This is a genomic window from Peteryoungia desertarenae, from assembly GCF_005860795.2.
In the GTDB taxonomy this organism is placed as follows: domain Bacteria; phylum Pseudomonadota; class Alphaproteobacteria; order Rhizobiales; family Rhizobiaceae; genus Allorhizobium; species Allorhizobium desertarenae.
On sequence record NZ_CP058350.1, the window covers coordinates 1683415 to 1702831 of the forward strand.

The 19417-nt window shown below is 58.1% G+C and carries 20 protein-coding genes; 7 read left to right on the forward strand and 13 right to left on the reverse strand.

Translation table 11 applies throughout. The annotated features are described in order from the left end of the window. The first annotated feature begins 45 nt into the window (after positions 1-45). Positions 46-729: a thioesterase domain-containing protein gene (locus tag FE840_RS07935; RefSeq protein WP_246318871.1), complete on the forward strand. Its 684-nt coding sequence runs from the start codon at positions 46-48 to the stop codon at positions 727-729. 9 nt (positions 730-738) lie between these two features. Then, positions 739-1137 carry a hypothetical protein gene (locus FE840_RS07940; RefSeq protein WP_138285390.1) on the forward strand — a complete coding sequence of 133 codons (399 nt, stop codon included), beginning with the start codon at positions 739-741 and terminating at the stop codon, positions 1135-1137. A gap of 34 nt (positions 1138-1171) precedes the next feature. Here the strand turns inward: FE840_RS07940 and FE840_RS07945 are convergent, their stop codons facing one another. Continuing rightward, positions 1172-2125 (reverse strand): LysR substrate-binding domain-containing protein, encoded by a 954-nt coding sequence (locus tag FE840_RS07945; protein ID WP_138285389.1) that lies wholly within the window; start codon positions 2123-2125, stop codon positions 1172-1174. A gap of 191 nt (positions 2126-2316) precedes the next feature. On the opposite strand from FE840_RS07945, the gene FE840_RS07950 reads away from it, so the two are divergent. Next, on the forward strand, positions 2317-2616 hold the full coding sequence (locus tag FE840_RS07950; RefSeq protein ID WP_138285388.1) for a YjiS-like domain-containing protein: 300 nt from the start codon (positions 2317-2319) through the stop codon (positions 2614-2616). 141 nt (positions 2617-2757) lie between these two features. On the opposite strand, the gene FE840_RS07955 is transcribed toward FE840_RS07950, so the two are convergent. The 7 genes from FE840_RS07955 to FE840_RS07985 form a co-directional block, all read right to left on the reverse strand. Next, positions 2758-3651, reverse strand: coding sequence for a DUF937 domain-containing protein (locus FE840_RS07955; protein ID WP_138285387.1), 894 nt, complete (start codon positions 3649-3651; stop codon positions 2758-2760). Between the two features lie 134 nt (positions 3652-3785). After that, positions 3786-5159 (reverse strand): glutamate--cysteine ligase, encoded by a 1374-nt coding sequence (locus FE840_RS07960; RefSeq protein WP_138285386.1) that lies wholly within the window; start codon positions 5157-5159, stop codon positions 3786-3788. A 164-nt stretch (positions 5160-5323) separates the two neighbouring features. Next, on the reverse strand, positions 5324-6061 hold the full coding sequence (locus FE840_RS07965; RefSeq protein ID WP_138285385.1) for a 16S rRNA (uracil(1498)-N(3))-methyltransferase: 738 nt from the start codon (positions 6059-6061) through the stop codon (positions 5324-5326). 56 nt (positions 6062-6117) lie between these two features. After that, positions 6118-7623, reverse strand: a complete 1506-nt coding sequence (locus FE840_RS07970) for an inorganic phosphate transporter (protein WP_138285384.1) — start codon at positions 7621-7623, stop codon at positions 6118-6120. 171 nt (positions 7624-7794) lie between these two features. Continuing rightward, positions 7795-8295 (reverse strand): NUDIX hydrolase, encoded by a 501-nt coding sequence (locus FE840_RS07975; protein WP_425502190.1) that lies wholly within the window; start codon positions 8293-8295, stop codon positions 7795-7797. A gap of 193 nt (positions 8296-8488) precedes the next feature. Next, a complete protein-coding gene (locus FE840_RS07980; RefSeq protein ID WP_138285383.1) occupies positions 8489-9238 on the reverse strand; it encodes an HAD-IIB family hydrolase in 750 nt (249 codons plus the stop codon). Then, on the reverse strand, positions 9235-10572 hold the full coding sequence (locus FE840_RS07985; protein WP_138285382.1) for a glycosyltransferase family 4 protein: 1338 nt from the start codon (positions 10570-10572) through the stop codon (positions 9235-9237). The genes FE840_RS07980 and FE840_RS07985 overlap by 4 nt, the downstream gene beginning before the upstream one ends. Positions 10573-10790: 218 nt before the next feature. On the opposite strand from FE840_RS07985, the gene FE840_RS07990 reads away from it, so the two are divergent. Together FE840_RS07990 and FE840_RS07995 are read left to right on the forward strand one after the other, a co-directional pair. Then, on the forward strand, positions 10791-11357 hold the full coding sequence (locus tag FE840_RS07990; protein ID WP_138285381.1) for an RNA polymerase sigma factor: 567 nt from the start codon (positions 10791-10793) through the stop codon (positions 11355-11357). Continuing rightward, positions 11344-11706, forward strand: coding sequence for a DUF6768 family protein (locus tag FE840_RS07995; RefSeq protein WP_138285380.1), 363 nt, complete (start codon positions 11344-11346; stop codon positions 11704-11706). Before FE840_RS07990 ends, FE840_RS07995 begins: the two co-directional genes overlap by 14 nt. 13 nt (positions 11707-11719) lie before the next feature. Here FE840_RS07995 and FE840_RS08000 read toward each other — a convergent pair whose 3' ends face one another. The 4 genes from FE840_RS08000 to FE840_RS08015 are packed head-to-tail and all read right to left on the reverse strand — an operon-like array spanning position 11720 to position 15470. Beyond that, positions 11720-12400 carry a LutC/YkgG family protein gene (locus FE840_RS08000; protein WP_138285379.1) on the reverse strand — a complete coding sequence of 227 codons (681 nt, stop codon included), beginning with the start codon at positions 12398-12400 and terminating at the stop codon, positions 11720-11722. Between the two features lie 2 nt (positions 12401-12402). Next, positions 12403-13833, reverse strand: coding sequence for a LutB/LldF family L-lactate oxidation iron-sulfur protein (locus FE840_RS08005; RefSeq protein ID WP_138285378.1), 1431 nt, complete (start codon positions 13831-13833; stop codon positions 12403-12405). Positions 13834-13854: 21 nt separating this feature from the next. Continuing rightward, positions 13855-14631 carry a (Fe-S)-binding protein gene (locus FE840_RS08010; protein ID WP_138285377.1) on the reverse strand — a complete coding sequence of 259 codons (777 nt, stop codon included), beginning with the start codon at positions 14629-14631 and terminating at the stop codon, positions 13855-13857. Continuing rightward, the gene (locus FE840_RS08015) at positions 14628-15470 is read right to left on the reverse strand and encodes a FadR/GntR family transcriptional regulator (protein ID WP_138285376.1); all 843 of its coding nucleotides are present in this window, start codon (positions 15468-15470) and stop codon (positions 14628-14630) included. The genes FE840_RS08010 and FE840_RS08015 overlap by 4 nt, the downstream gene beginning before the upstream one ends. A gap of 173 nt (positions 15471-15643) precedes the next feature. Here FE840_RS08015 and FE840_RS08020 point away from each other — a divergent pair, with 173 nt between their 5' ends. Beyond that, the gene (locus FE840_RS08020) at positions 15644-16915 is read left to right on the forward strand and encodes a DUF3422 family protein (RefSeq protein ID WP_138285375.1); all 1272 of its coding nucleotides are present in this window, start codon (positions 15644-15646) and stop codon (positions 16913-16915) included. A gap of 85 nt (positions 16916-17000) precedes the next feature. Further along, complete coding sequence (locus tag FE840_RS08025) at positions 17001-18410, forward strand: DUF6880 family protein (protein WP_138285374.1); 1410 nt, start codon at positions 17001-17003, stop codon at positions 18408-18410. Here the strand turns inward: FE840_RS08025 and FE840_RS08030 are convergent. Beyond that, entirely contained in the window at positions 18407-19303 is an 897-nt protein-coding gene (locus tag FE840_RS08030) for a LysR family transcriptional regulator (protein ID WP_138285373.1), read from the reverse strand. The two genes, FE840_RS08025 and FE840_RS08030, sit on opposite strands and share 4 nt — an antisense overlap. Positions 19304-19417 lie beyond the last annotated feature (114 nt).

Consider the following 19417-nt stretch of genomic DNA (forward strand, 5'->3'; position numbering starts at 1 on the left):
GGGTTGATTGTTCATTGGTAGCAAAACGATAACTGGTGGCTCCTGTTGAAAGACCTGCTTCAGGAAATATTTGAAGGAGCACTTCGAAAGCCACTCGACCCGGAAGCAGATCTGCTTGAGCAGGGCCTGAATGCACACCGTTTCATTGGTGTCATGCGGGAGTTCTGGCTTCGCACGGGTGTGGAGTTTGACGTCAATCTCCCCTATGAGCACCGATCCATTCGAACGCTTGCGGAGGCGATGAGCGACGGTAACGTGTTGCCGAAGAGCAAGCTCATAATGTTGAAGGCGGGAGCGCCGGACAAGCCGCTTTTCGTCTGTGCTGGCGGTGCGAGCTGTTTCCTGGAAATGCAGGATCTGTTTTCGGGTATGGATTTGCCGGATGCGATCGTCGGGATTAGCCTCACCCGCTTTGAACGTTCTCCGCCTGACGCGCCGACCGTGGCAGATGAAGTGAAAACTGCAATTGCTGCCATTCGTAGCCGACAGTCCAAGGGGCCTTACCGGCTGCTCGGCTATTCGTTCGGCGGTATATGCGCTCTGGAGCTGGCAAGAACACTGGTGGCCGAGGGCGAGTGCGTCGAGTTTCTCGCTATGCTCGACACACCGCTGAGCGATCATAACAATGAGTTCCGCCAATGGCTTACGCTTATGAGTCGGATTATCGGTCGCCAGATCGGGTCCCGCCTGCGCCATTTGCGCTCGAAACGGCCTGCGGTGCAGGAGTAACCAAGCGCAATGGGGGATATACCGTCGGAAAGACTGATGCTGCAGGGCGGCTCAAGGCTCGGTCATCGCCTGACATTCCGTTTCATGGATCCGCATCATCCCGATTATCACCGTCATTCGCCATTCTGGGTGCCGGGTATGCCGCCGCGATACAGCGCGGAAGGAGCGCAGTTGTTGCGGATGAAAGGTCTTTATGTCCCTCAACCTTTTGAAGGCCAGGTCTCTTTCTATGTTTCAAGGGCCGGCTCCCCGGTCGAATGTCCGGCGAGACCTGCATGGCAACCCTATCTTCCCGAAGCGGACTGGACCGTTGTTCCTGGTAACCATCTCAGCATGCTGGTCGGACGAAACGGAAGGGCGCTTGGCGAAATGATCGGCGCCCGAATTCGCAGCATCGCGACACACTGACACTATGCTATGCCGGAGAAGGCAGGGATCAGTTTCACCAGCCGGGGATCATATTGCCTGGTCGAAGCCGCGGATAAAAGCGCGGCAGGCCCTTCACGTCGCTGTCGAGATCGTCCTCCACGGCGGTCGGCGTGATATTGTCCAGGCATGCGGTGATATGGTCGGTAATCGCATTCACCAATGAGGTGGATAAGCCAGAGCGTTTCATCAGGCCGATCTGCACTGGCGGAAGCGGGGGAAAGCCATCGGCTGCAGTCAGGACCTTCATGCCGGTACGCAGCGCAGATTCCGGCAGGATGGATACGGCCATGCCGGCAAGAACAGCCGCCGCCACAACGGTCGAAGACCAGCTCGTGAACAGGATCTGATACTCGCGTCCGTCGGCATCAAGGGCAGAACAGGCCAATTGGCGCCAGTTGCAGTCGCGTCGCCCCACCGCAAGCGGCACGGGCGCATCTTCCTTGAGCGGATGGTTTGCCGATGCCACCCAGCAAAGCGGTTCGGTCCTGACGACATCGGATTGGCGCAGAAGCGGGTTATGCGTGACCAGCGCGATATCCAACTCACCCTTGGCCATTTTCTCCACGAGGTCCACGGAGGGCTCACAGACAATGTAAAGCTCCACCTGCGGGTGGGTTTTGGCAAAGCGCCCTATGATTTCCGGCATATAGCGGTCGGCATAATCGTCAGGCGTGCCAATACGTAACGTGCCTTCCAGCCGGTTGTCGTCAAAGGCGGCAATAGCCTCATTGTTCAGCCGGATGATCCGCCGCGCATAGTTCAGTAGCTTTTCGCCCTCTACCGAAAGCCGGTTGCCGCGCCCGTCCTTCACGAAGAGTTGCTTGCCAATGCGCTCCTCCAGCCGCCGCATCTGCATGGACACGGCAGATTGGGTCTTGAACACCCGCCCGGCTGCTTTGGTGAAACTGCCGGTATCCACGATGGCGATGAAGGTCTGCAACTGGTCGATGTCGAGAGGCGCGGACATGAGGGTTACCTATAAGGAGAGCTGATGGTTACTATTAGAAACATTCGTTGGACTGATCAATATGCTTTCGCCATTGTCATCCTGCAAATCACCGATGGCCGTTTCGGCCACCCCTCGTTCCTCAAACCTCCATCGCCTGACCGCTGTCGCGGCCCGGTACACTGACTCGTGCTCTCTCGAAAGGAATTGTCATGCGCACGACCGAACGGATGATTGAACTGGACCTGCCAATCACAAAGCTCAGCCTTGCAGCCCGTCTCAAGGATATTGTCGCCAGCCTCAATGCCTTTCGGATCGCGCTCCGCAATCGCTGGACCGTGAACCGCATTGCCGAACTGGACGATCATGTGCTGGCAGATATTGGCCTCACGAGGCCCGATGTTCAGGATCTGCTTCGTTCGACCGGCTATGCGGACGATCCTTCCGCCCAGCTCCGGCGTCTGGCCCGTTCAAGGGCAGAGCAGTCGCTGCGGAACCCGCGCATGTGCTGACCAACTCTTCCATTCCCGCAGGGTCAAGCCAAGGACCCTGCAGCCTGCCCGGATAGCGCGCCCCGCTCATCCGGGCTTTTTTGTTTGAACAAAGTTTGGCGTCATGTGGGAGTGGGAACGATTATCCGCCCTCTTGCCACATCATTTGTCAGTGGGGGAGGGCTCGTTGGCCGTAGGCTCTGCACTTGCCTTTCCATTGGAGAGATAAGTGTCGAAGATCTGCTCCATGTTTTTCTGGTAGCTTTTCTGCACCTCCAGGCCACTGTCGAACATGGCGTTGACCAGGTCTGTCATGCCTTTCTGGACATCTGTTTCCGCTGGCTTGGCAGATGCCTTTTGTGTTTCCGCCGCAGGTTTTGCGCCATATCCCGCGGCCATCATATCCTGAAAGGCCTTGGCGAAGGGATTATCCATGAACGGGTTCCCGTTGCCTGCTGCCGGGGCCGGTTTCTGTTGCTGTCCCATCATCTCCTGAAAGGCGCGAGTGAACGGATTGTCGAAGAGGTTCATCTCAGGCTTTGGCGGTGCCTTGGGAGCAAAACCGGACGCTTCTAGCCACTGCTGCACCATCGGACCCATGGGTGTTCCGGTAAACATGTTGGCGGGAGCCATCTGCCCTGTCGTCTGTTTGAACAGGCCGCCCATGATCGTGTCTGCCATGACCGGCAACATCTGCTTCAAGACATCCTGACCGATCCCTGTCATCTGGGCTGCTTGAGCCGCTATCGCGCGCGAGACGTCTTTCGAGCCGAAGAGCTGTGCCAATACCTGATTGCCATCGGCAATCCCCTGTGGCGTGAAGGCCTTGCTCAGATCCTCAAAATACTGGCCATAATTCCCGCTCGTCATCGAGGACATCAGGTTGGAAAAGTCGAAGGGGTTTGTGGCGTTGCGCTTCAGGCCGGAGGAAAAGGCCGGCATGAGCGCGGCCATGGCCTTCGCCGTCTGCTCCTGGGCAAGGCCAAACTGCTTCGCCATCGCTTCCATGGCCGTGCCATTTTGCGCCTGAAGCATCATGTCAAACAGTGGCATCATTTCGCATATCTCCTCGATGCATTCAGTCCCGCTGAAGCACTATAGCGCGAAATCATTGTCCGCAAACAGCTATTTGGTTCAGAGCGCGTATGATGCCGTTGGTCCCCGCAAAACGCCTGGAGACGTGACAAACGTCAATACTGGTATTCTTCGAACACCGGTTCGACACTGCCGTTCCAGCGACCATTGTAGAGAGACAGGAGGTCGTCGGCGAGCGTGGTGCGCTTGGCAACCACTTCATCGAGCGGCCCGAGAAAGACACTTTCGTCCTGGCCTTCGCCGTTCAAACGCGCGCGTGCCATCAATCCCTGACGGGAGATCGCGATGACATCGCGGGCAACGGCTGCTACCTCGCGCCCTTGGATGGTGGCGGCAAGACCCTTCGCGGGCACGGCGTCGCGCATGGAAACGACGTCTTCGAATGTCCAGTCGGCTGTCAGTTCATCAGCCGCCGCAAGGGCGGCATCGTCATAAAGCAGTCCGACCCAGAAGGCAGGAAGAGCACAGATACGACGCCATGGTCCGCCATCGGCACCGCGCATTTCAAGAAACCGCTTCAGGCGGACTTCAGGAAAAAGCGTGGAAAGATGATTTGTCCAGTCGCCAAGCTGGGGTTGCCAGTCTGCAATTTCGCCCTTCAGAGCGCCATCCATGAACTGGCGGAAGGTGATGTGTGTGCAGTCATGATAGCGCCCGTCACGAACGACAAAATACATCGGGACGTCGATCGCCCAGCGAACATAGTCGCCGAATGTGAAGTCCTTCGAGAAGGTGAAGGGCAGCACGCCTGCGCGCTGATTGTCCGTGTCGCGCCAGATATTCCCGCGCCAGGACAAAAGACCGTTGGGCTTTCCTTCCGTGAACGGGGACGAGGCAAAAAGTGCGGTCGCAATCGACTGCAGCTTCATCGACACTCGCATCTTCTGCCGCATGTCCGCTTCCGACGCAAAGTCGAGATTCACCTGGATCGTGCAGGTGCGGTACATCATGTCGAGACCCTGGCTGCCAACCTTGGGCATGTAGCGGGTCATGATCCCGTAGCGCGATTTCGGCATGCGGGGCGTTTCATCCAGCGTCCATTTCGGGCTGCCACCGAGGCCGAGAAAACGGATCCCCATGGGTTCCGCCACATCGCGCAGCACGGCCAGATGAAGGTTGGATTCGCGACAGGTTTCATGCAGCGTCTCAAGCGGTGCACCGGAGAGTTCGAACTGGCCGCCCGGCTCGATGGAAATGGCCCCCATGCCGGACTTTTCGCCAAGCCCGATGATGTTGTCCCCATCCATGATCGGATCCCAGCCAAGCTTTGCCTGCATGCCATGCAGCAGTGCCTGAATGCTTCGTTCTCCGAAATAGGGAACCGCGCTGTTATCAGCGCGATAGAAGGCAAATTTCTCGTGTTCGGTGCCGATCCGAAATGCCTCTTTCGACTTGCTGCCTTCGGCCAGATAAGCGGCCATGTCGTCAATGCTGCCAAGCGGGCGCTGGTCTGTCGTATCGCGGGCCATGAAGCAAACCTTGTATGGGCGTCAATCGGCATGCCCGGCAGGCATACCGAGCCAATCGATCTGGTGATTGAACCGGAATTTCTTCCTGTGCAAGTGAAAAACTCTCATGCTGAGGTCAAAAAACCAAAAGCGACGGATAGCGCAAGTAACGCGTCGTGACGCGGTTAATGCCAGTCGCCAATGGTCGCCTGAACGACCGCAAGTGCTGCAACGGCGGCCGTGTCGGCCCGTAATATGCGAGGACCAAGCGGAATTGCAGTGACGAAAGGCAATCCTCTCAGCAACTGACGTTCGTCTTCGGAAAATCCGCCTTCCGGGCCCACAAGCAGCGCCAGCGATCTGTCTTTCACCTCGGCCAGCGCCTCGACCGGGTTTTGCGTTCCGCTGTCTTCGTCGCAGAAAATGATCCGTCGCTTCGGGTCCCAATTCTCCAGCAGGTTTCTCAACTTCACACCGTCGCGAACTTCCGGGATGGAAAGTATCCCGCATTGTTCTGCCGCTTCGGTCGCATTCGCCTGCAGGCGTTCGATGCTGCCGATCTTGCCCTGGACATGTTGGGTCACAACAGGCTGAAGAATGCCGGCCCCCATTTCGACCGCCTTCTGCACCAGATAATCCATGCGACCGACTTTCAAGGGTGCAAAGAGAAAATGCAGGTCCGACGCTTCAGGCTGAGGTCTTGTTTGCTCGACAGGGACCAGATCGATCTTCTTGCGCGTCGGAAAGCTGACCTTCACCTTCCACTCGCCGTCCCGACCGTTGAAGGCGAGAAGCTCGGCATCTTCCTGCAGGCGCAGCACGTTGGCGAGATAGTTAAACTGTTCTGGCGTTGTGGCAAAAGCTCTCGCTTCGACCAGTTCGGCTTCGACGAACAGGCGTTGCATCCGATAATTCGCGCGCATTGCGGCCTCCGCGAGGTGGCTTTGGACTTTGTGTCCCCTTCAGACAGTCTGTCGGGTCAAAGGGCGAGGAAAGACATAACCAAAAACAACATCCCCGCAAGGGTCGCTGATGCCGGAACCGTGATGATCCAGGCTGCGACGATTGTCATGAAGTGCGAACGCCGCACCAGATAGCGTCGCCGCAACTCCTCCGGGTTGCGTTCCGGCTTGGGCTCGATTTCGTAGCGCCCGGACTTCATCTGCATATAGGCGATGCGGCGCTTGGAGTTGCGGGTATACCATTCACGAAAGAAGCCTACGCCAAAGACCGCGCCAACGGCGATATGCGTGGAACTGACAGGCAGGCCAAGCGCCGAGGCCATGATGACCGTCACCGCTGCCGAGAGAGACACGCAATAGGCCCGCATCGGATTGAGCTTGGTGATCTGCTCGCCCACCAGGCGGATCAGTCGCGGTCCGAAGAGAAGCAGGCCAAGCGAAATGCCGACAGCGCCGATCAGCATGACCCAGAAAGGTATCGCGACGGCGCTGGAGACCTCTCGCGACTGCGCTGCATGGACGATGGCCGAGAGGGGGCCGATGGCATTGGCAACATCATTGGCACCATGCGCAAAGGACAGCAATGCTGCGGAAAAAATGAGCGGATAGCGGAAGAGTTTACGCAGGGACTGGTTGCGGTTCTCAAGACCTTCTGATTGGCGCCGGATGAGCGGAACGCTGCCGAACCAGGCCGCAACTCCGAAAATGACGCCGATCAGCAGTGCCTGGCCCATGCTGATGGCAATGATCTTGTTCAGCCCCTTGAGTGCGAGATAGGCGGCAAATGCGCCGGTCATGATGCCGATCAGGATCGGAACCCATCGGCGTGCCGATGAGATCTTGTCTTCCCGGTAGATGATGAATTCCTTGATAAAGGCAAGAAACAGCGCGGCAATAATGCCGCCAAGGACCGGCGAAACCACCCAACTTGCGGCGATTCCGGCCATCACCGGCCAGTTGACGGCAGACAGACCGGCGGCGGCAATACCTGCCCCCATCACGCCGCCGACGACGGCATGGGTTGTGGAGACCGGCGCACCGAGCCAGGTCGCAAGGTTGATCCAGAGCGCGGAAGACAGAAGCGCCGCCATCATCGCCCATATGAACACATCGGCTCTTGCGACCATGCTCGGATCAAGGATACCCCGCGAAATCGTCGAGACGACATCGCCCCCCGCGATCATCGCGCCCGCAGATTCAAAGACGACTGCAATTCCGAGCGCCACCCCCATGCTCATTGCACGGGAGCCGACCGCCGGGCCGACATTGTTCGTCACGTCATTGGCGCCGATGTTCATGGCCATATAGGCGCCAATGGCAGCCGCCGCGATGATGATTGCGGCGCCGGGCCGGTCCATGACCGAGGCACCCGCCAGAACGGTCGCCAGAACCAGAAAGATCAGGCCGATCCCCACCGGCACGAAACCGCGTGACACGTGCTGGGTCGCTTCTTCGACGGAAGCAATCTTGTCAAGATCCTTATCGAGCGTAGGCTTGACGAGTTTGGGGACGGATTTGGCCATGGTTGAAGTCTTCCCGGGCGGATCTGTGTCCACTCCCTCTTTTCAGTCCTCTGTTGGATCTTGAAGTCGGAGCGGCTCGAATGGTTCTGCCGCCGCATCAACGAAGGCAATCAAAGCCCCTAATCTTCTTGGGGCCGGCCTTCAATATGACAGTTTTGTGACAGTGCCGATTTATGCGGCCTGTACCGATTTTTTTCGGCTTTGTGGCACCGTTTTTCCAAATTCCAGGAACAGTGCCTTCAGTTCGGGTTCATCGACCCGTGCGGCTGCTTCCTCGCAGCTGACCCAGTCCAGCACACGGCTCCCCGCCTCCGGGAAGTCGCGCACCATATCCTTCACTTCAAGCGCATGCACCTGTACGCGGCAAGGAACCTTCAAGTCACCTTTCATCCGCTTCTGGTAAGTGTAATGACCGAGTGGTTCGCGCTGAGCCTTGCCCTTCACGCCCGCCTCTTCGAACGCTTCCCGTTCAGCGATCGCGTGTGGCAACTTGCTCTTCATGTGCCAGCCTTTGGGTATGACCCAGCGGCCTGTATCGCGACTGGTAATAACCAGGACCTCCAAGGTTCCTGACTTCTTCTGCCTGCGAAAGCAGATCGCGGCAAACTGCTGCCGCGGTGGACGTCGCAGCATCAGTTTGATTTCAGAGGCGATACGCTCGAAGATACCCAATGGAATTCCACCTCGATTCGCTAAATTAAGAAAGCATCATTGCGTCACCAATCAAAGACGATTGCAAGTCGCGTCTCTGTGTTTCCGGTCCTGGTTACCGCTCCCTCAATGAGCGGCGAATCGGTACAGGGACCAGAAAGCGGCATAGTATGTCCGATTGACGATGGCTTGCCGTTTTCGGACCCTTGTCCGGTCACGTTTTCGTCACTACCCCGAAGCGCATCAGACCTTCGATGACACCCAAGGCTTCGCGACCTTGTGTGTGGACCATACGCCGGTTTTCCTGCGTCAGCCTGACCAGTTCAGGGAGCGCATTGGCCGGGATGATGCCCCTGACATCCGGTAGATCGAACATGCCGCGATCATTGCCGGTATCACCAGCGACGAGCACTTCATCGAGACCAATGCCAAGCCGTCGACAAAGCCAGGTCAAAGCCTGTCCCTTGTCCGCGACCTTTGGAATGACGTCGAGGTCACGCTGACTGGAATAAACGATCCGTGCTTTGATGCCCGAACTGGCAATCTGCTGTTCCAGTTCCCCAATATCTTCCGCTGTCGCGCCATGCAGGAACCAACTCGATTTGAAATCATGCTGAAAACGCTCGGGTTGGCGCGTCAAACGCTCCATGCTTTCAAGCAGTGCATTGATTGCGGCAACGTCAAAGCCCTCACGAAGCCTATGAGTATACTCCTCGGCAAGGGACCGTTCGGCGTTGCTGTGGACCATCGTCCCAACACCTCCGATCACGTAGTCCGGTGCCGGAAGACCCTCTTGGGCGGTGAAAGCAAGAATATCTTCAACCAGACGACCGCTGTTGTAGACGAGAAGCGGGCGTGTTTTTGCTTCAAGCCTTGCCCAGTAGCCGGCGAACTCAGCAGATGCCTTGCGGTCTCCGGCAAGTGTTCCGTCGATATCGGATGAGAAGAGACGAACCGGTTTCAATCGCCGTCATTCCATGGTTCGGACCAGTCCGTCTCTTCCAAAGCCTGCGCAACGGGCCGACCCTCGACGAGAGCCACAAGTTGCTGGGCAATTCCGGTCCAGGTGAAGAGGCTGCGCGCCTTGTGAGCCCCCATGCGCGACAAACGCCCATAAAGCCGCTGATGCTTGAAGGGTTTCATCATGGTGATGCCCAGATCTTCCTTGTCAAAGGGATCGGCAAAGAGTGCATGACGTCCATAGCTGATCGCGCGGAAAAGCCCCCCGTGGACAGTAACCACCGTGGGCGTGCCGCTCGCCATGGCCTCAATCGCCGTCATGCCAAATGGCTCATAGCGGCTCGACAGGACGAACATATCGGCGGCGCGGTAGTAATCCGGCAGATCCTCGTCGGCGATGAAGCCGGAGAAGTCGACCTTGTCTTCGATCTTCAGTTCCTTCACCCGAGACTTGAGTTCGTCCAGGATCTTCTGCTCATGCGGGTCCAGATTTTCACCGCCCAGTGCAAGGTGCAGTCTTGCATCCGGCACACGCTCTGCCATCACGGAGAAACCGTCTATCAGCAGGTCATAACCCTTGTTGGTTGCCAGTCGACCGAGCGCAAGCACGGTCTTGCCGGTGAAGCCGATACGGTTCCGGATCATCTGGCGCGACGATTCCGAGACCGGATAGAAACGGTTGTCGTCATAGCCCGGCGGGATCATGTGGACACGATTGCGAGCAAGCCCATAGTCTTCTGTCAGCATGTCGAGCTGGATCGGCGTTGTCGCAATGACCAGCTGGCAGCTGCGATAGACGATCAGCTCATGCTGAATACGTTCCTTGAAGTTGAATTCTTCTTCAAACTTGTCCGCCCGCTCTGGATAGTCGGTTTCCATCTGCCGCTTCTTCCAGATACCGAGCGAGTGCGGTGTATGAATGTGCGGAATGCCGAGTGCCTCTGAAAGACGCTGGCCGGCAACACCGGCATCCCAGTAGTGGCTGTTGATGAACAGGTAGGAAAGCCCCTCCCGTTTGATGTAGCGCAGCGCCTTCTCGTTCCATTCGTTCAGGTAGCGATGCAGGTATTCCTTCGCAATGAAATCCCGCCCGCCGCAGGGGATGCGGACGACGCGGACATTCTCGTCCACCTCGTCAATTTCCGGCTGATCTTCAAAACGTCGGGTGTAAACATCGACCTTATGGCCCAGCTGGGCGAGCTTTTTCGCCAGTTCAAGCACGTAAACAACCTGGCCGCCGGTATCGGCGGCTCCAAGAGGCGGATGTGCCGCAACATAACCATGGGTGGACACAAGCGCGATACGAGGCGTCTCATGCGGGTCAGTATTTGGTGTCATATTCCCCACTCAGAAAATTCGTTCGTATGAAGCGGATTAATAATGCACCAGAAGGGGAAGTGTTCCAAGTTTTTAGATAAAAATTTCTAAAACCAGTGATTTCCGCTGCAGTTTGACCCAGGTCGATATTCCGTCCTGATGCAAAAGAATGCACTACAGGTGAACCAAATGCGGCGTTTCCACCACTATGCCATGTCGAAAGTGATGAATGGCAGACAATGACAGGCTCAGATCCCCGAAAACGTGCTCTTTATCGCTATCTGGCCGCAGCGGCGCGAACAGGCGACGAAAATGCCATTGCGCAACTCGCAAAATTGTCCGCACCGAGCTTGCTGGCGCATGCAGCACGTCTCCTGCGCTCACGGGAGATGGCCGAAGACGCCGTTCAGGCGGCCTGGATCGAGATCATCCGCGGGCTGCCACGGCTCGTGGATGATACGGCCTTCTTGCCCTGGGCAATGAGGATTGTGAGCCGTAGGGTGGCTGCCATCATCCGCGATCGTCAAAAACAGCGAAAGCTTGCCAGTGAATGGTCGGTCGAGGTGGGGCTTGCGGGTTCAGCGCAGGCCCCGTCTGATCCGGATGCTGTATCTGTGAGGGCCATGATTGATCAGCTCGATCCGGCCCATCGTGCGGTCCTGGCGCTGTTTTACCTCGAAGAAATGAGCGTTGCCGAAGTCGCCCTGTCCCTCGACATTCCGACCGGCACCGTAAAGTCACGTTTGATGCATGCCCGCCAGAAGTTGCGGAATAGTCTTGAAGGAGACCTCAATGACCAAGATTGACGATATGATCCGTGAAGCGCTGAAGGGTGCTGACCGCGATGTGCTCGGCCAGACCGAGGAACTGGGCTACTTCGCCCTGGGGCTCAGCCAGTTTCGCGGCAAGCTGGGTTGGGTGACCTGGGTCATCATCGTCAGCCAGATCATCCTGTTTGGTGTCGGGGTCTGGTGCTTGATCGAAATGTTTCAGGCTGTCGAGACACTCTCTGCCATCCAGTGGGGAATTGGCGGTGCCGTCGCTCTGCTTGCATCTCTTCAGCTCAAGCTCAGCCTGATGCCGCAGATGCAGGCCGACCGCATCATTCGCGAATTGCGACGCATCGAGCTTCTGCTCGTCAGCAACAGATCCTGATACATGTCTGTCTCTAGTGCCTGCCGCCTTCAACCACGACGATATGCAGGGCGCGCGGTCCGTGCGCCCCGAGCAACAGGGTCTGCTCGATATCCGCAGAGCGGGAAGGGCCGGTGATCAGATTGACCGTTCGCGGCATCTCGCCACCCTGTTTCGCACGCAGCCGTTCCCACATGCTTTCCATGTCGCCAACCACATCATCCTTGGTGAGCACCACGATGTGGTGGTCGGGCAGGAAGTTGAGTGTAACCGGATTGTCAGGACCGGAAAGCACGCAGAGCGTCCCGGTCTCGGCAATGCCGGCAAAGGCATGGCTCACGGCGACCAGATCCTGGCCATCGGATGCGCCATGTCGCAGTTCCAGTACAGGCTGCTCGGACCAGGGCGCAGAGGCCAGTCTTGGATCGGCCCCAATGCGGATCGCAGCCGGCAGATTGCGTGCCTTGAGATAGGCAGCTGTAACTTCGGGAAGCTCGGAAAGATGCGCGATCCTTTCGACCGATGCATTGTATTTTTCAGCCATTGCCTGAAACAGGTCGAGCCGCGCATCTGGCTCAAGCTGGCCGCGTGCCGGAATGACCCCTTTGGGATGGCTCTCAAGCCGCGACTTGATGGCCGCACGACGGCTTTCGTCATCCCCGGTCGTTTTCAAGGAATGGCGGATCTTGGCAAGAATTGCGCTGCGCTTGTCCATGGTCACGCTCCCTTGCCTGCCGCCTGCCGCGCCGCCCACTGCTCGGTAAAGGTCTTGCCCTCCGGCGCAGGCAGGTCCCGATGACGGGTCCAGCCCGAGGCCAGCGGTAGCGAGGAAATGCGCCCCTTGGCGCCGCCGATCATGTTCAGCATGCGCGCGCCGATACCCGTCAGGCTGCGATAGAGTTTGGGTCGCTTGGCGAAGAAAGCCCAGACACCAAGCCCGTATCGCGCCGTTGCCGGATTGAGATGCCGCTCGAATTCGCGCTCACGCCAGTGTCGCATCATCTTTGGCAGAGGAATGCGCATCGGACAGACACTTTCGCATCGCCCACAGAAGGTTGACGCGTTCGGCAGATGGCCTGACTGGTCGACACCAAAGAGGGAAGGGGTTAGAACCGCACCCATGGGGCCGGGATAGACTGATCCATAGGCGTGCCCGCCCACCGCGTGATAAACCGGACAGTGGTTCATGCAGGCACCGCAGCGAATGCAGCGGAGCATGTCCTGGAACTCGCTGCCCAGCATGGCGGTGCGGCCATTGTCGAGCAGGATCACGTGATACTCCTCCGGCCCGTCTGGATCTTCATCCCGCCGAGGACCGGTCGAAAACGTCGTATACACCGATATGTCCTGGCCTGTTGCAGACCGCGCCAGAACGCGCAGGATCTGCGAACAATCCTCTAGCGTCGGCACGATCTTTTCGATCGAGGCGACGACAATGTGTACGCGCGGCAATGACTGAGTGAGGTCGCCGTTGCCCTCATTGGTCACGATAACGGAGGTTCCCGTTTCCGCGATCAGGAAGTTGGCTCCCGTAATGCCGATATCGGCCTGAAAATATCGCGCACGCAAAACCTGACGGGCTTCTGCCAACAGTGTTTCGGGCGCAGTCAGGTCCCGCGAAGCCGGAAGATGAGTGTGAACGCGGCGGAAATCCTCTTCCACCTGCTCCTTGTTCAGGTGTACGGCAGGCGCGATGATGTGGCTCGGATGCTCCCCGCGCAGCTGGATGATGTACTCACCCAGATCGGTCTCGACAGGCTCGATGCCCTGAGCCTCGAGGAACTCGTTGAGATTGATCTCCTCGGTGATCATCGACTTGCCCTTGGTGACGGTACGGGCGCCCGTGCGCCGACAGATGTCGAGCACGATCTGTCTGGCGTCTTCTGCCCCTTCCGCCCAGTGGACCTGTCCACCCGCCTCCTTCACCTTGGCCTCGTAAGCCTCCAGATAAAGGTCAAGATGAGCCAGCGTATGGTTCTTGATGTCGCGACCATTGTCGCGCAGGGCATCGAATTCGGGCAAGGCGGCTGCGGCTGCCGCCCGCTTGGCGATAAAGCCCTTCTCCACATTGTTCAGCGCTTTTTGAAGCTGCGGATCGACAAGCGCCCGGGCAGCATTTTGCTTGAACTGCGGTGCTGTAAACTGCATGCGCGTCTCCTCCCGATCCCTCTATTTGCCCGAGCCAGCGATCGGCCGATTGTCCGTCATCCCGGCCAGCACTTCGGCCACATGGCGTACTTCCATCGCGGAGCCTTCGCGCTTAAGCTTGCCCGCCATGTTCATCAGACAGCCCATGTCGCCAGCCAGCAGCATATCCGCACCGGTGGCGGAAATGGTTGCCGTCTTCTTCGATACGATGGTCGCCGAGATATCGGAGTATTTGACGCAGAAAGTCCCACCGAAGCCGCAACATACGTCGGATCCAGCCATCTCTTTCAGCTTAAGCCCCTCAACTGTTGAAAGAAGCTGGCGTGGCTGCTGGGCAATGCCAAGCTCTCTAAGGCCTGAACAGCTGTCATGATAGGTGACACTCTTGTCCAGTCTTGCGGCCACGCCCGTCATGCCGCGAACATCTGTCAGGAAGGACACAAGCTCAAACACCTTGTTCGAGAACCGGCGACATCGCGCTTCCCATTTCGCATCGCCCTTGAAGAGGTCGGGATAATGCTTTTTCAGCATGGCGCCGCAGGAGCCGGATGGAGCTACAACATAATCAAACCCCTCGAACACCTCGATCACTTGGCGGGCGATCTCGCGCGTGTCCTTTGTGTCTCCGGAGTTATAGGCCGGCTGGCCACAGCAGGTCTGGGCGAGCGGCACATGAACCTCGCATCCGGCCTCCTCGATCAGCTTTGCGGCAGCGAACCCGACACTCGGACGGAAAAGGTCCACGAGACAGGTGGCAAAAAGTCCGACTCTAGGCTTGCCTGAGGCTTCAATGCTCATGCCGAGCCCTCCGTTTTGTTGCTGGGTGGTGTCTTGAGACTGCGTCCGTTGTTGGAACTCTGATCGCGCTGGATCAGACGCAGTTTGGCGACGCGTCCCCATTCATCGGCCCGATTGGCCGCTTCGACCGCTTGTATGACGAAGTCGATATGTGCCTGGGCGGCCGCCTTGGCAGCCGGTGCGTTTCCGGCCACCACAGCGTCATGGATCGCTATATGCTGTTCCAGCAGCCGTTCCCGCGCATGCGGAAAGGCAAAAACGGCCCGGCGATTGAAGAAGATGCCCTCAGACAGCAGTCGGTAGCAGGCACGCATCGTGTGCAGCAGGATGATGTTGTGTGCCGCCTCGCCGATGGCATTGTGGAATTCGACATCGGCAGAGAGCTCCTCCTCCGGCTTGCCACTGGCATGGGCCGCGCGCATGTCAGTGATGATGCGTGAAAGGAGCGCCTTGTCCGTCTCGGTCGCGCGCTGGGCGGCGAGCTCTGCCGTCAACCCCTCCAGTTCCCGGCGATACTCCAGATAGTCGCGGGTTGCTCTCGCATGGCGTGAAATGAGATCGGTAATGGGCCTGGAAAACACCTGGCCAATGATGTCAGCAACATAGGTGCCGCCGCCGTGATGGCTGACCAGCAGGCCGCGCGCTTCAAGTTCTTTGAGAGCTTCACGCAAAATGGGGCGGGAAACGTCCAGCGATTGCGAAAGATCTCTTTCCCCGGGCAGCCTGTCGCCGTCGCGCAGGACGCCTTCAAGGATCAGCAGCTCGATCCGCTGAACAACCTCATCGGCTGTGCGGCTATGGTTGATCTCCGAAAATAGCTTGTCTTCACCGGTGCTCACGCCTGCCTCCCTGAAGCGTTTCTATCAAGCTTGGAGCAGATTGGTCAAATTAATTGTCCACTTTGATCGTCACTCCGTGACACCGTGGCGCAGATTTGCTTTTTTCGAGACACTCGACATCTGCGCGTTATAGGTGCTTTGCTATTTCAGGTGGACGAGGAGGGGACAAGATAATGGCGAAGGGTGATTTTGCATTTCCGGTAGCGCCGGAACGGGCATTGGCTCTCGGCGAAATCCACGCCAGACCCTATGTGCTGGTGCAATCCGGTCGGGTTATCTTCCAGCTCGCCTTCATGATGGATGGGGGCGCAAGCGTGCACCACGCGGCCATCGCCGAATTGTCGCGCGCCCGTGGCATTGCGCCGCCAGAGCCGCAGGCGCGCCATCATGCCTTGCCCTGGGGGCAGGGCACCTTGCGCTGGGAGAGACACACCGAGTTTTCGACCTGGTTCTGGGATGCGCCTTTGCCGGACAGGTTTGGCGGCGAAGTGCCGGTGCATCCCTTTGGCGATGGCTTCAAGGCGCCGGGCTCGCTGATCTCCGGTATCCGGCTTGAACTGCGTCCGGAGGGCAAGGAAACTGAGGAGGCCTTTGCCATTTTCGACCCGGCAAGCCTTTGCCACAGCACGTTGAAAAACGGCCAGGCTTCAGTTTTGACCGATTTCCGACAGGATGGAAATGGTCTGACCCAGATCCTTGTCATTGACCGCGCCTTGACGGAAGCGGGAAGGGGCGCCGTGGTCCAGCGTCTTCTGGACATCGAAACCTACAGGACGCTGGCCATGCTGGGATTGCCACTTGCCCAGACCCTTTCACCGGAAATCCGCCGGATCGAGGATGGCCTGACAGCGGCTACCCAGCGCATGAAGCTGCGCGCGCGGGAGGAGGCAGACGAAATCCTCGGTGACATTACCCGCCTTGCCGCGGAACTTGAGGCCAATGCCGCCCTGAGCCTCTATCGTTTTGGCGCAAGCCGTGCCTATGACGGCATCGTTCGCGAGCGCATCAAGTCGCTCGATGAAACGCCGGTGCCAGGGTTTGAAACGCTGGGCTCCTTCCTTGAGCGCCGAATGGCGCCGGCCATGCGGACCTGTCAGTCCGTCGAGGAACGTCAAGCCAACCTGTCGCGCAAGCTTTCCCGTGCCACGGGACTGGTCAGGTCCTGGATTGATGTCGAGCTTGAGCGACAAAACTCCGATCTGCTCAACACGATGAACAGCCGCGCGGAAATGCAATTACGGCTACAGCAGACGGTCGAAGGTCTCTCGGTCGCTGCCATTTCCTATTACATCGTTGGCCTTGTCGGCTATGCGGCCAAGGCGATCAACCCCGACCTCTTGCCTTTCGATCCGGCAATCATCACCGGTCTTTCGGTCCCGATTGCGGTGTTGGCCGTCTGGCTCGTTGTTCGGCGGATCCGCAGGCGGCATGCAGACCGAAGCTGAGAAGCGTTTGCATATTCGGATTTTGCCTTGCCGCATCGTCACTTGCGTCCGATATAGGGCAATCATTTTCTAAAACGGGAACATCATGGCCCGGCAGGCGCGCGCAAAACTCGACCGCAAGGGGCTCCACGCCCTCGGGATCGATAAACTGATCGACATCTTGCTCGAAGAGGCTTCTGCCAACAAGGCGTTAAAGGCAAGACTGCAAACGGCTCTTGCCGGCGAAGCAGGCCCTGCCGAAATGTCACGTATGATTGATCGCCGTCTGGACCTGATTGATCAGGCCACAACCCGCATCAACAAGGCACGAGCAAAGGATCTGGCCGTCGATTTTGCCGGACTCACCCGTTCAATCCTCTCCGAACTTGGCGGCAGCGACCCGCTTGGTGCCGCCGAACGCATCGTGCGGTTTCTCGCCCTGCGCTTTCCGATCTCCTCGCGGCTTGTCGTGGACAGTGCGCGGCTCTGGAAGGTCTTTGATGATGCCGAAATTGCCGCTCTCGATCTGATCCAGTCGCTGGCGCCAGCCGATCAGGTTTCACTCGTACCTCTCATCGAAAAACTCCGTCTCAGGGATCGCTACGGAGAGCATATCGATTTCCTGCAGGCGCTTGTGACAAGACTGTCTGGCGCTGCTGCAGGGGAGTGGACATCGGTTCTGGCGGCCACAGTTGCATCCGAGCCCGGAAAGTTCGGCGCTCTCGATCTGCTGCAACGTCTCGCTTTGCATCGCGGTGATGTCGATGCCTATGTTGAACTCGAAAACCGCAAGCCGGAAAACCGCCGCGACAGTCTCGCCATAGCCCGTCTTCTTTTCGACAAGCAGCGCTATCAGGAGGCTCTGGACTGGTTGAAACTTCGCCCGAAGCCGATCCGCCTCCTGTCGGTCAATGGCGTCATGGCATCTGTAGGACCTGAATTCGACGAACGCGAGCGCCGCCTGCTGGAGGCGGACGTCCTGGAAAAACTGAAGCGCAAGGACGACGCCCAGGCACTGCGTTGGCAGGAATTCGCCGATACGCTCGATCCGGTCATCCTGCGTCTCTATCTGTCGAAGCTCGATGATTTTGCCGAATTCGATGAAATGGATCGGGCGCTGCTTCTGGTGCACACGTCAGAGGATATCTACAGCGCCCTCGAATTCCTGATCGCCTGGCCACGTCTCGATCTCGCGGTCCGCCACGTCTTCGACAACGAGCACCGTTGGGATGGCCGTCATACGAATGTACTGCTACCCGCTGCCGATACTCTGTCCGAAGTCGATCCGCTGGCTGCAACACTGCTTTACCGGACGATCGTGTCAGACGTTCTGAAACTGGCCATGGTGTCGGCCTATGACGATGCGGCGGCGGCTTTGATTGCGCTCAACCGCCTGGAACCGCGTCTGCCCGAAAACTCCGGGTTCACTGACCATCGCAGTTTCATGACCGAACTTCGACGGCTTCATGCTCGCAAACAGGGTTTCTGGGGTGTTGCGCCTGGCGGATCTCTCTAAAGATCCCAGTAGGGCACTGGCCCATAAAGCTCCGCCAGATAATCGATAAACAGACGCACCTTGGCTGGCAGGAACTGCCGGCTTGGATAGACGGCGGACAGCGCCACATTGCGTGAGCTTTCATAGGCCGGCAACACCTGGACGAGTTGCCCAGTCTTGAGTTCTCCGCCGACATCCCAGGTGGAACGCAGCGCAATGCCGAGCCCGCCGATGACCGCTTCGCGGATCACTTCGCTCGAATTGGTGATCAGGCTGCCTTCCGGGCGAAGGGTCACGGGCCCGTTGGGTCCCTCAAGCCGCCAGGAATCATTGTTGTGCGCCGGCAGGCATCGGTGGCTTTTGAGATCCTCGATCGTTTCCGGTATGCCATGTTCGGCGAGATAACCGGGAGACGCGCAGAGCAGTCGTCGCACCGGCGCCAGCCGTTTTGCGACCAGAGAGGAATCGGTCAGTTCCGCGATACGAATGGCGAGGTCGAAGCCACCGCCAACGATATCGGTCAGTTCATCAGATAAAACGAGATGGATCGCAAGATCCGGATGTGCCCGCATGAAGCTCTTGAGGTGAGGGGCCACATGCAGGCGACCGAACGAGGTGGGGGCCGAGATCTTCAAAATCCCGTTCACTTCCGATGAACGGCCAGAGGCATAGGCTTCGGCCTCTTCAAGGCCTGCAAGAATCGAGAGAACCCGTTCGTGAAAGCCCTGACCGGCTTCCGTCAACGATATTTGCCGGGTCGTCCGCTGCAGAAGCCGGGTGCCGAGTTTGTCCTCCAGCCGCTTTATCCGCTTGGATACCACCGCCGGAGACAGGCCGAGATCGCGCGCTGCTGTCGACATGCTGCCGGCGGCAATGACCCGTACGAAGACTTCAAGATCACCAAGATTGGTCATGTCGATCGCTATTTTTTACCTATTCGTCATAAGTGCATAGCATTTGCTGTCGCAATAATGAAGTGGTAAAGAATTTAGACCAATTGAGGATTGGGCGATTTCGGGCTAGGGTCG

Coding starts and splice junctions, on each gene's coding strand:
- FE840_RS07940 (WP_138285390.1), top strand. CDS start 739: ATGGGGGATATACCGTCGGAAAGACTGATGCTGCAGGGCGGCTCAAGG.
- FE840_RS07945 (WP_138285389.1), bottom strand. CDS start 2,125: ATGTCCGCGCCTCTCGACATCGACCAGTTGCAGACCTTCATCGCCATC.
- FE840_RS07950 (WP_138285388.1), top strand. CDS start 2,317: ATGCGCACGACCGAACGGATGATTGAACTGGACCTGCCAATCACAAAG.
- FE840_RS07955 (WP_138285387.1), bottom strand. CDS start 3,651: ATGATGCCACTGTTTGACATGATGCTTCAGGCGCAAAATGGCACGGCC.
- FE840_RS07960 (WP_138285386.1), bottom strand. CDS start 5,159: ATGGCCCGCGATACGACAGACCAGCGCCCGCTTGGCAGCATTGACGAC.
- FE840_RS07965 (WP_138285385.1), bottom strand. CDS start 6,061: ATGCGCGCGAATTATCGGATGCAACGCCTGTTCGTCGAAGCCGAACTG.
- FE840_RS07970 (WP_138285384.1), bottom strand. CDS start 7,623: ATGGCCAAATCCGTCCCCAAACTCGTCAAGCCTACGCTCGATAAGGAT.
- FE840_RS07985 (WP_138285382.1), bottom strand. CDS start 10,572: ATGACACCAAATACTGACCCGCATGAGACGCCTCGTATCGCGCTTGTG.
- FE840_RS07990 (WP_138285381.1), top strand. CDS start 10,791: ATGACAGGCTCAGATCCCCGAAAACGTGCTCTTTATCGCTATCTGGCC.
- FE840_RS07995 (WP_138285380.1), top strand. CDS start 11,344: ATGACCAAGATTGACGATATGATCCGTGAAGCGCTGAAGGGTGCTGAC.
- FE840_RS08000 (WP_138285379.1), bottom strand. CDS start 12,400: ATGGACAAGCGCAGCGCAATTCTTGCCAAGATCCGCCATTCCTTGAAA.
- FE840_RS08005 (WP_138285378.1), bottom strand. CDS start 13,833: ATGCAGTTTACAGCACCGCAGTTCAAGCAAAATGCTGCCCGGGCGCTT.
- FE840_RS08010 (WP_138285377.1), bottom strand. CDS start 14,631: ATGAGCATTGAAGCCTCAGGCAAGCCTAGAGTCGGACTTTTTGCCACC.
- FE840_RS08020 (WP_138285375.1), top strand. CDS start 15,644: ATGGCGAAGGGTGATTTTGCATTTCCGGTAGCGCCGGAACGGGCATTG.
- FE840_RS08025 (WP_138285374.1), top strand. CDS start 17,001: ATGGCCCGGCAGGCGCGCGCAAAACTCGACCGCAAGGGGCTCCACGCC.
- FE840_RS08030 (WP_138285373.1), bottom strand. CDS start 19,303: ATGACCAATCTTGGTGATCTTGAAGTCTTCGTACGGGTCATTGCCGCC.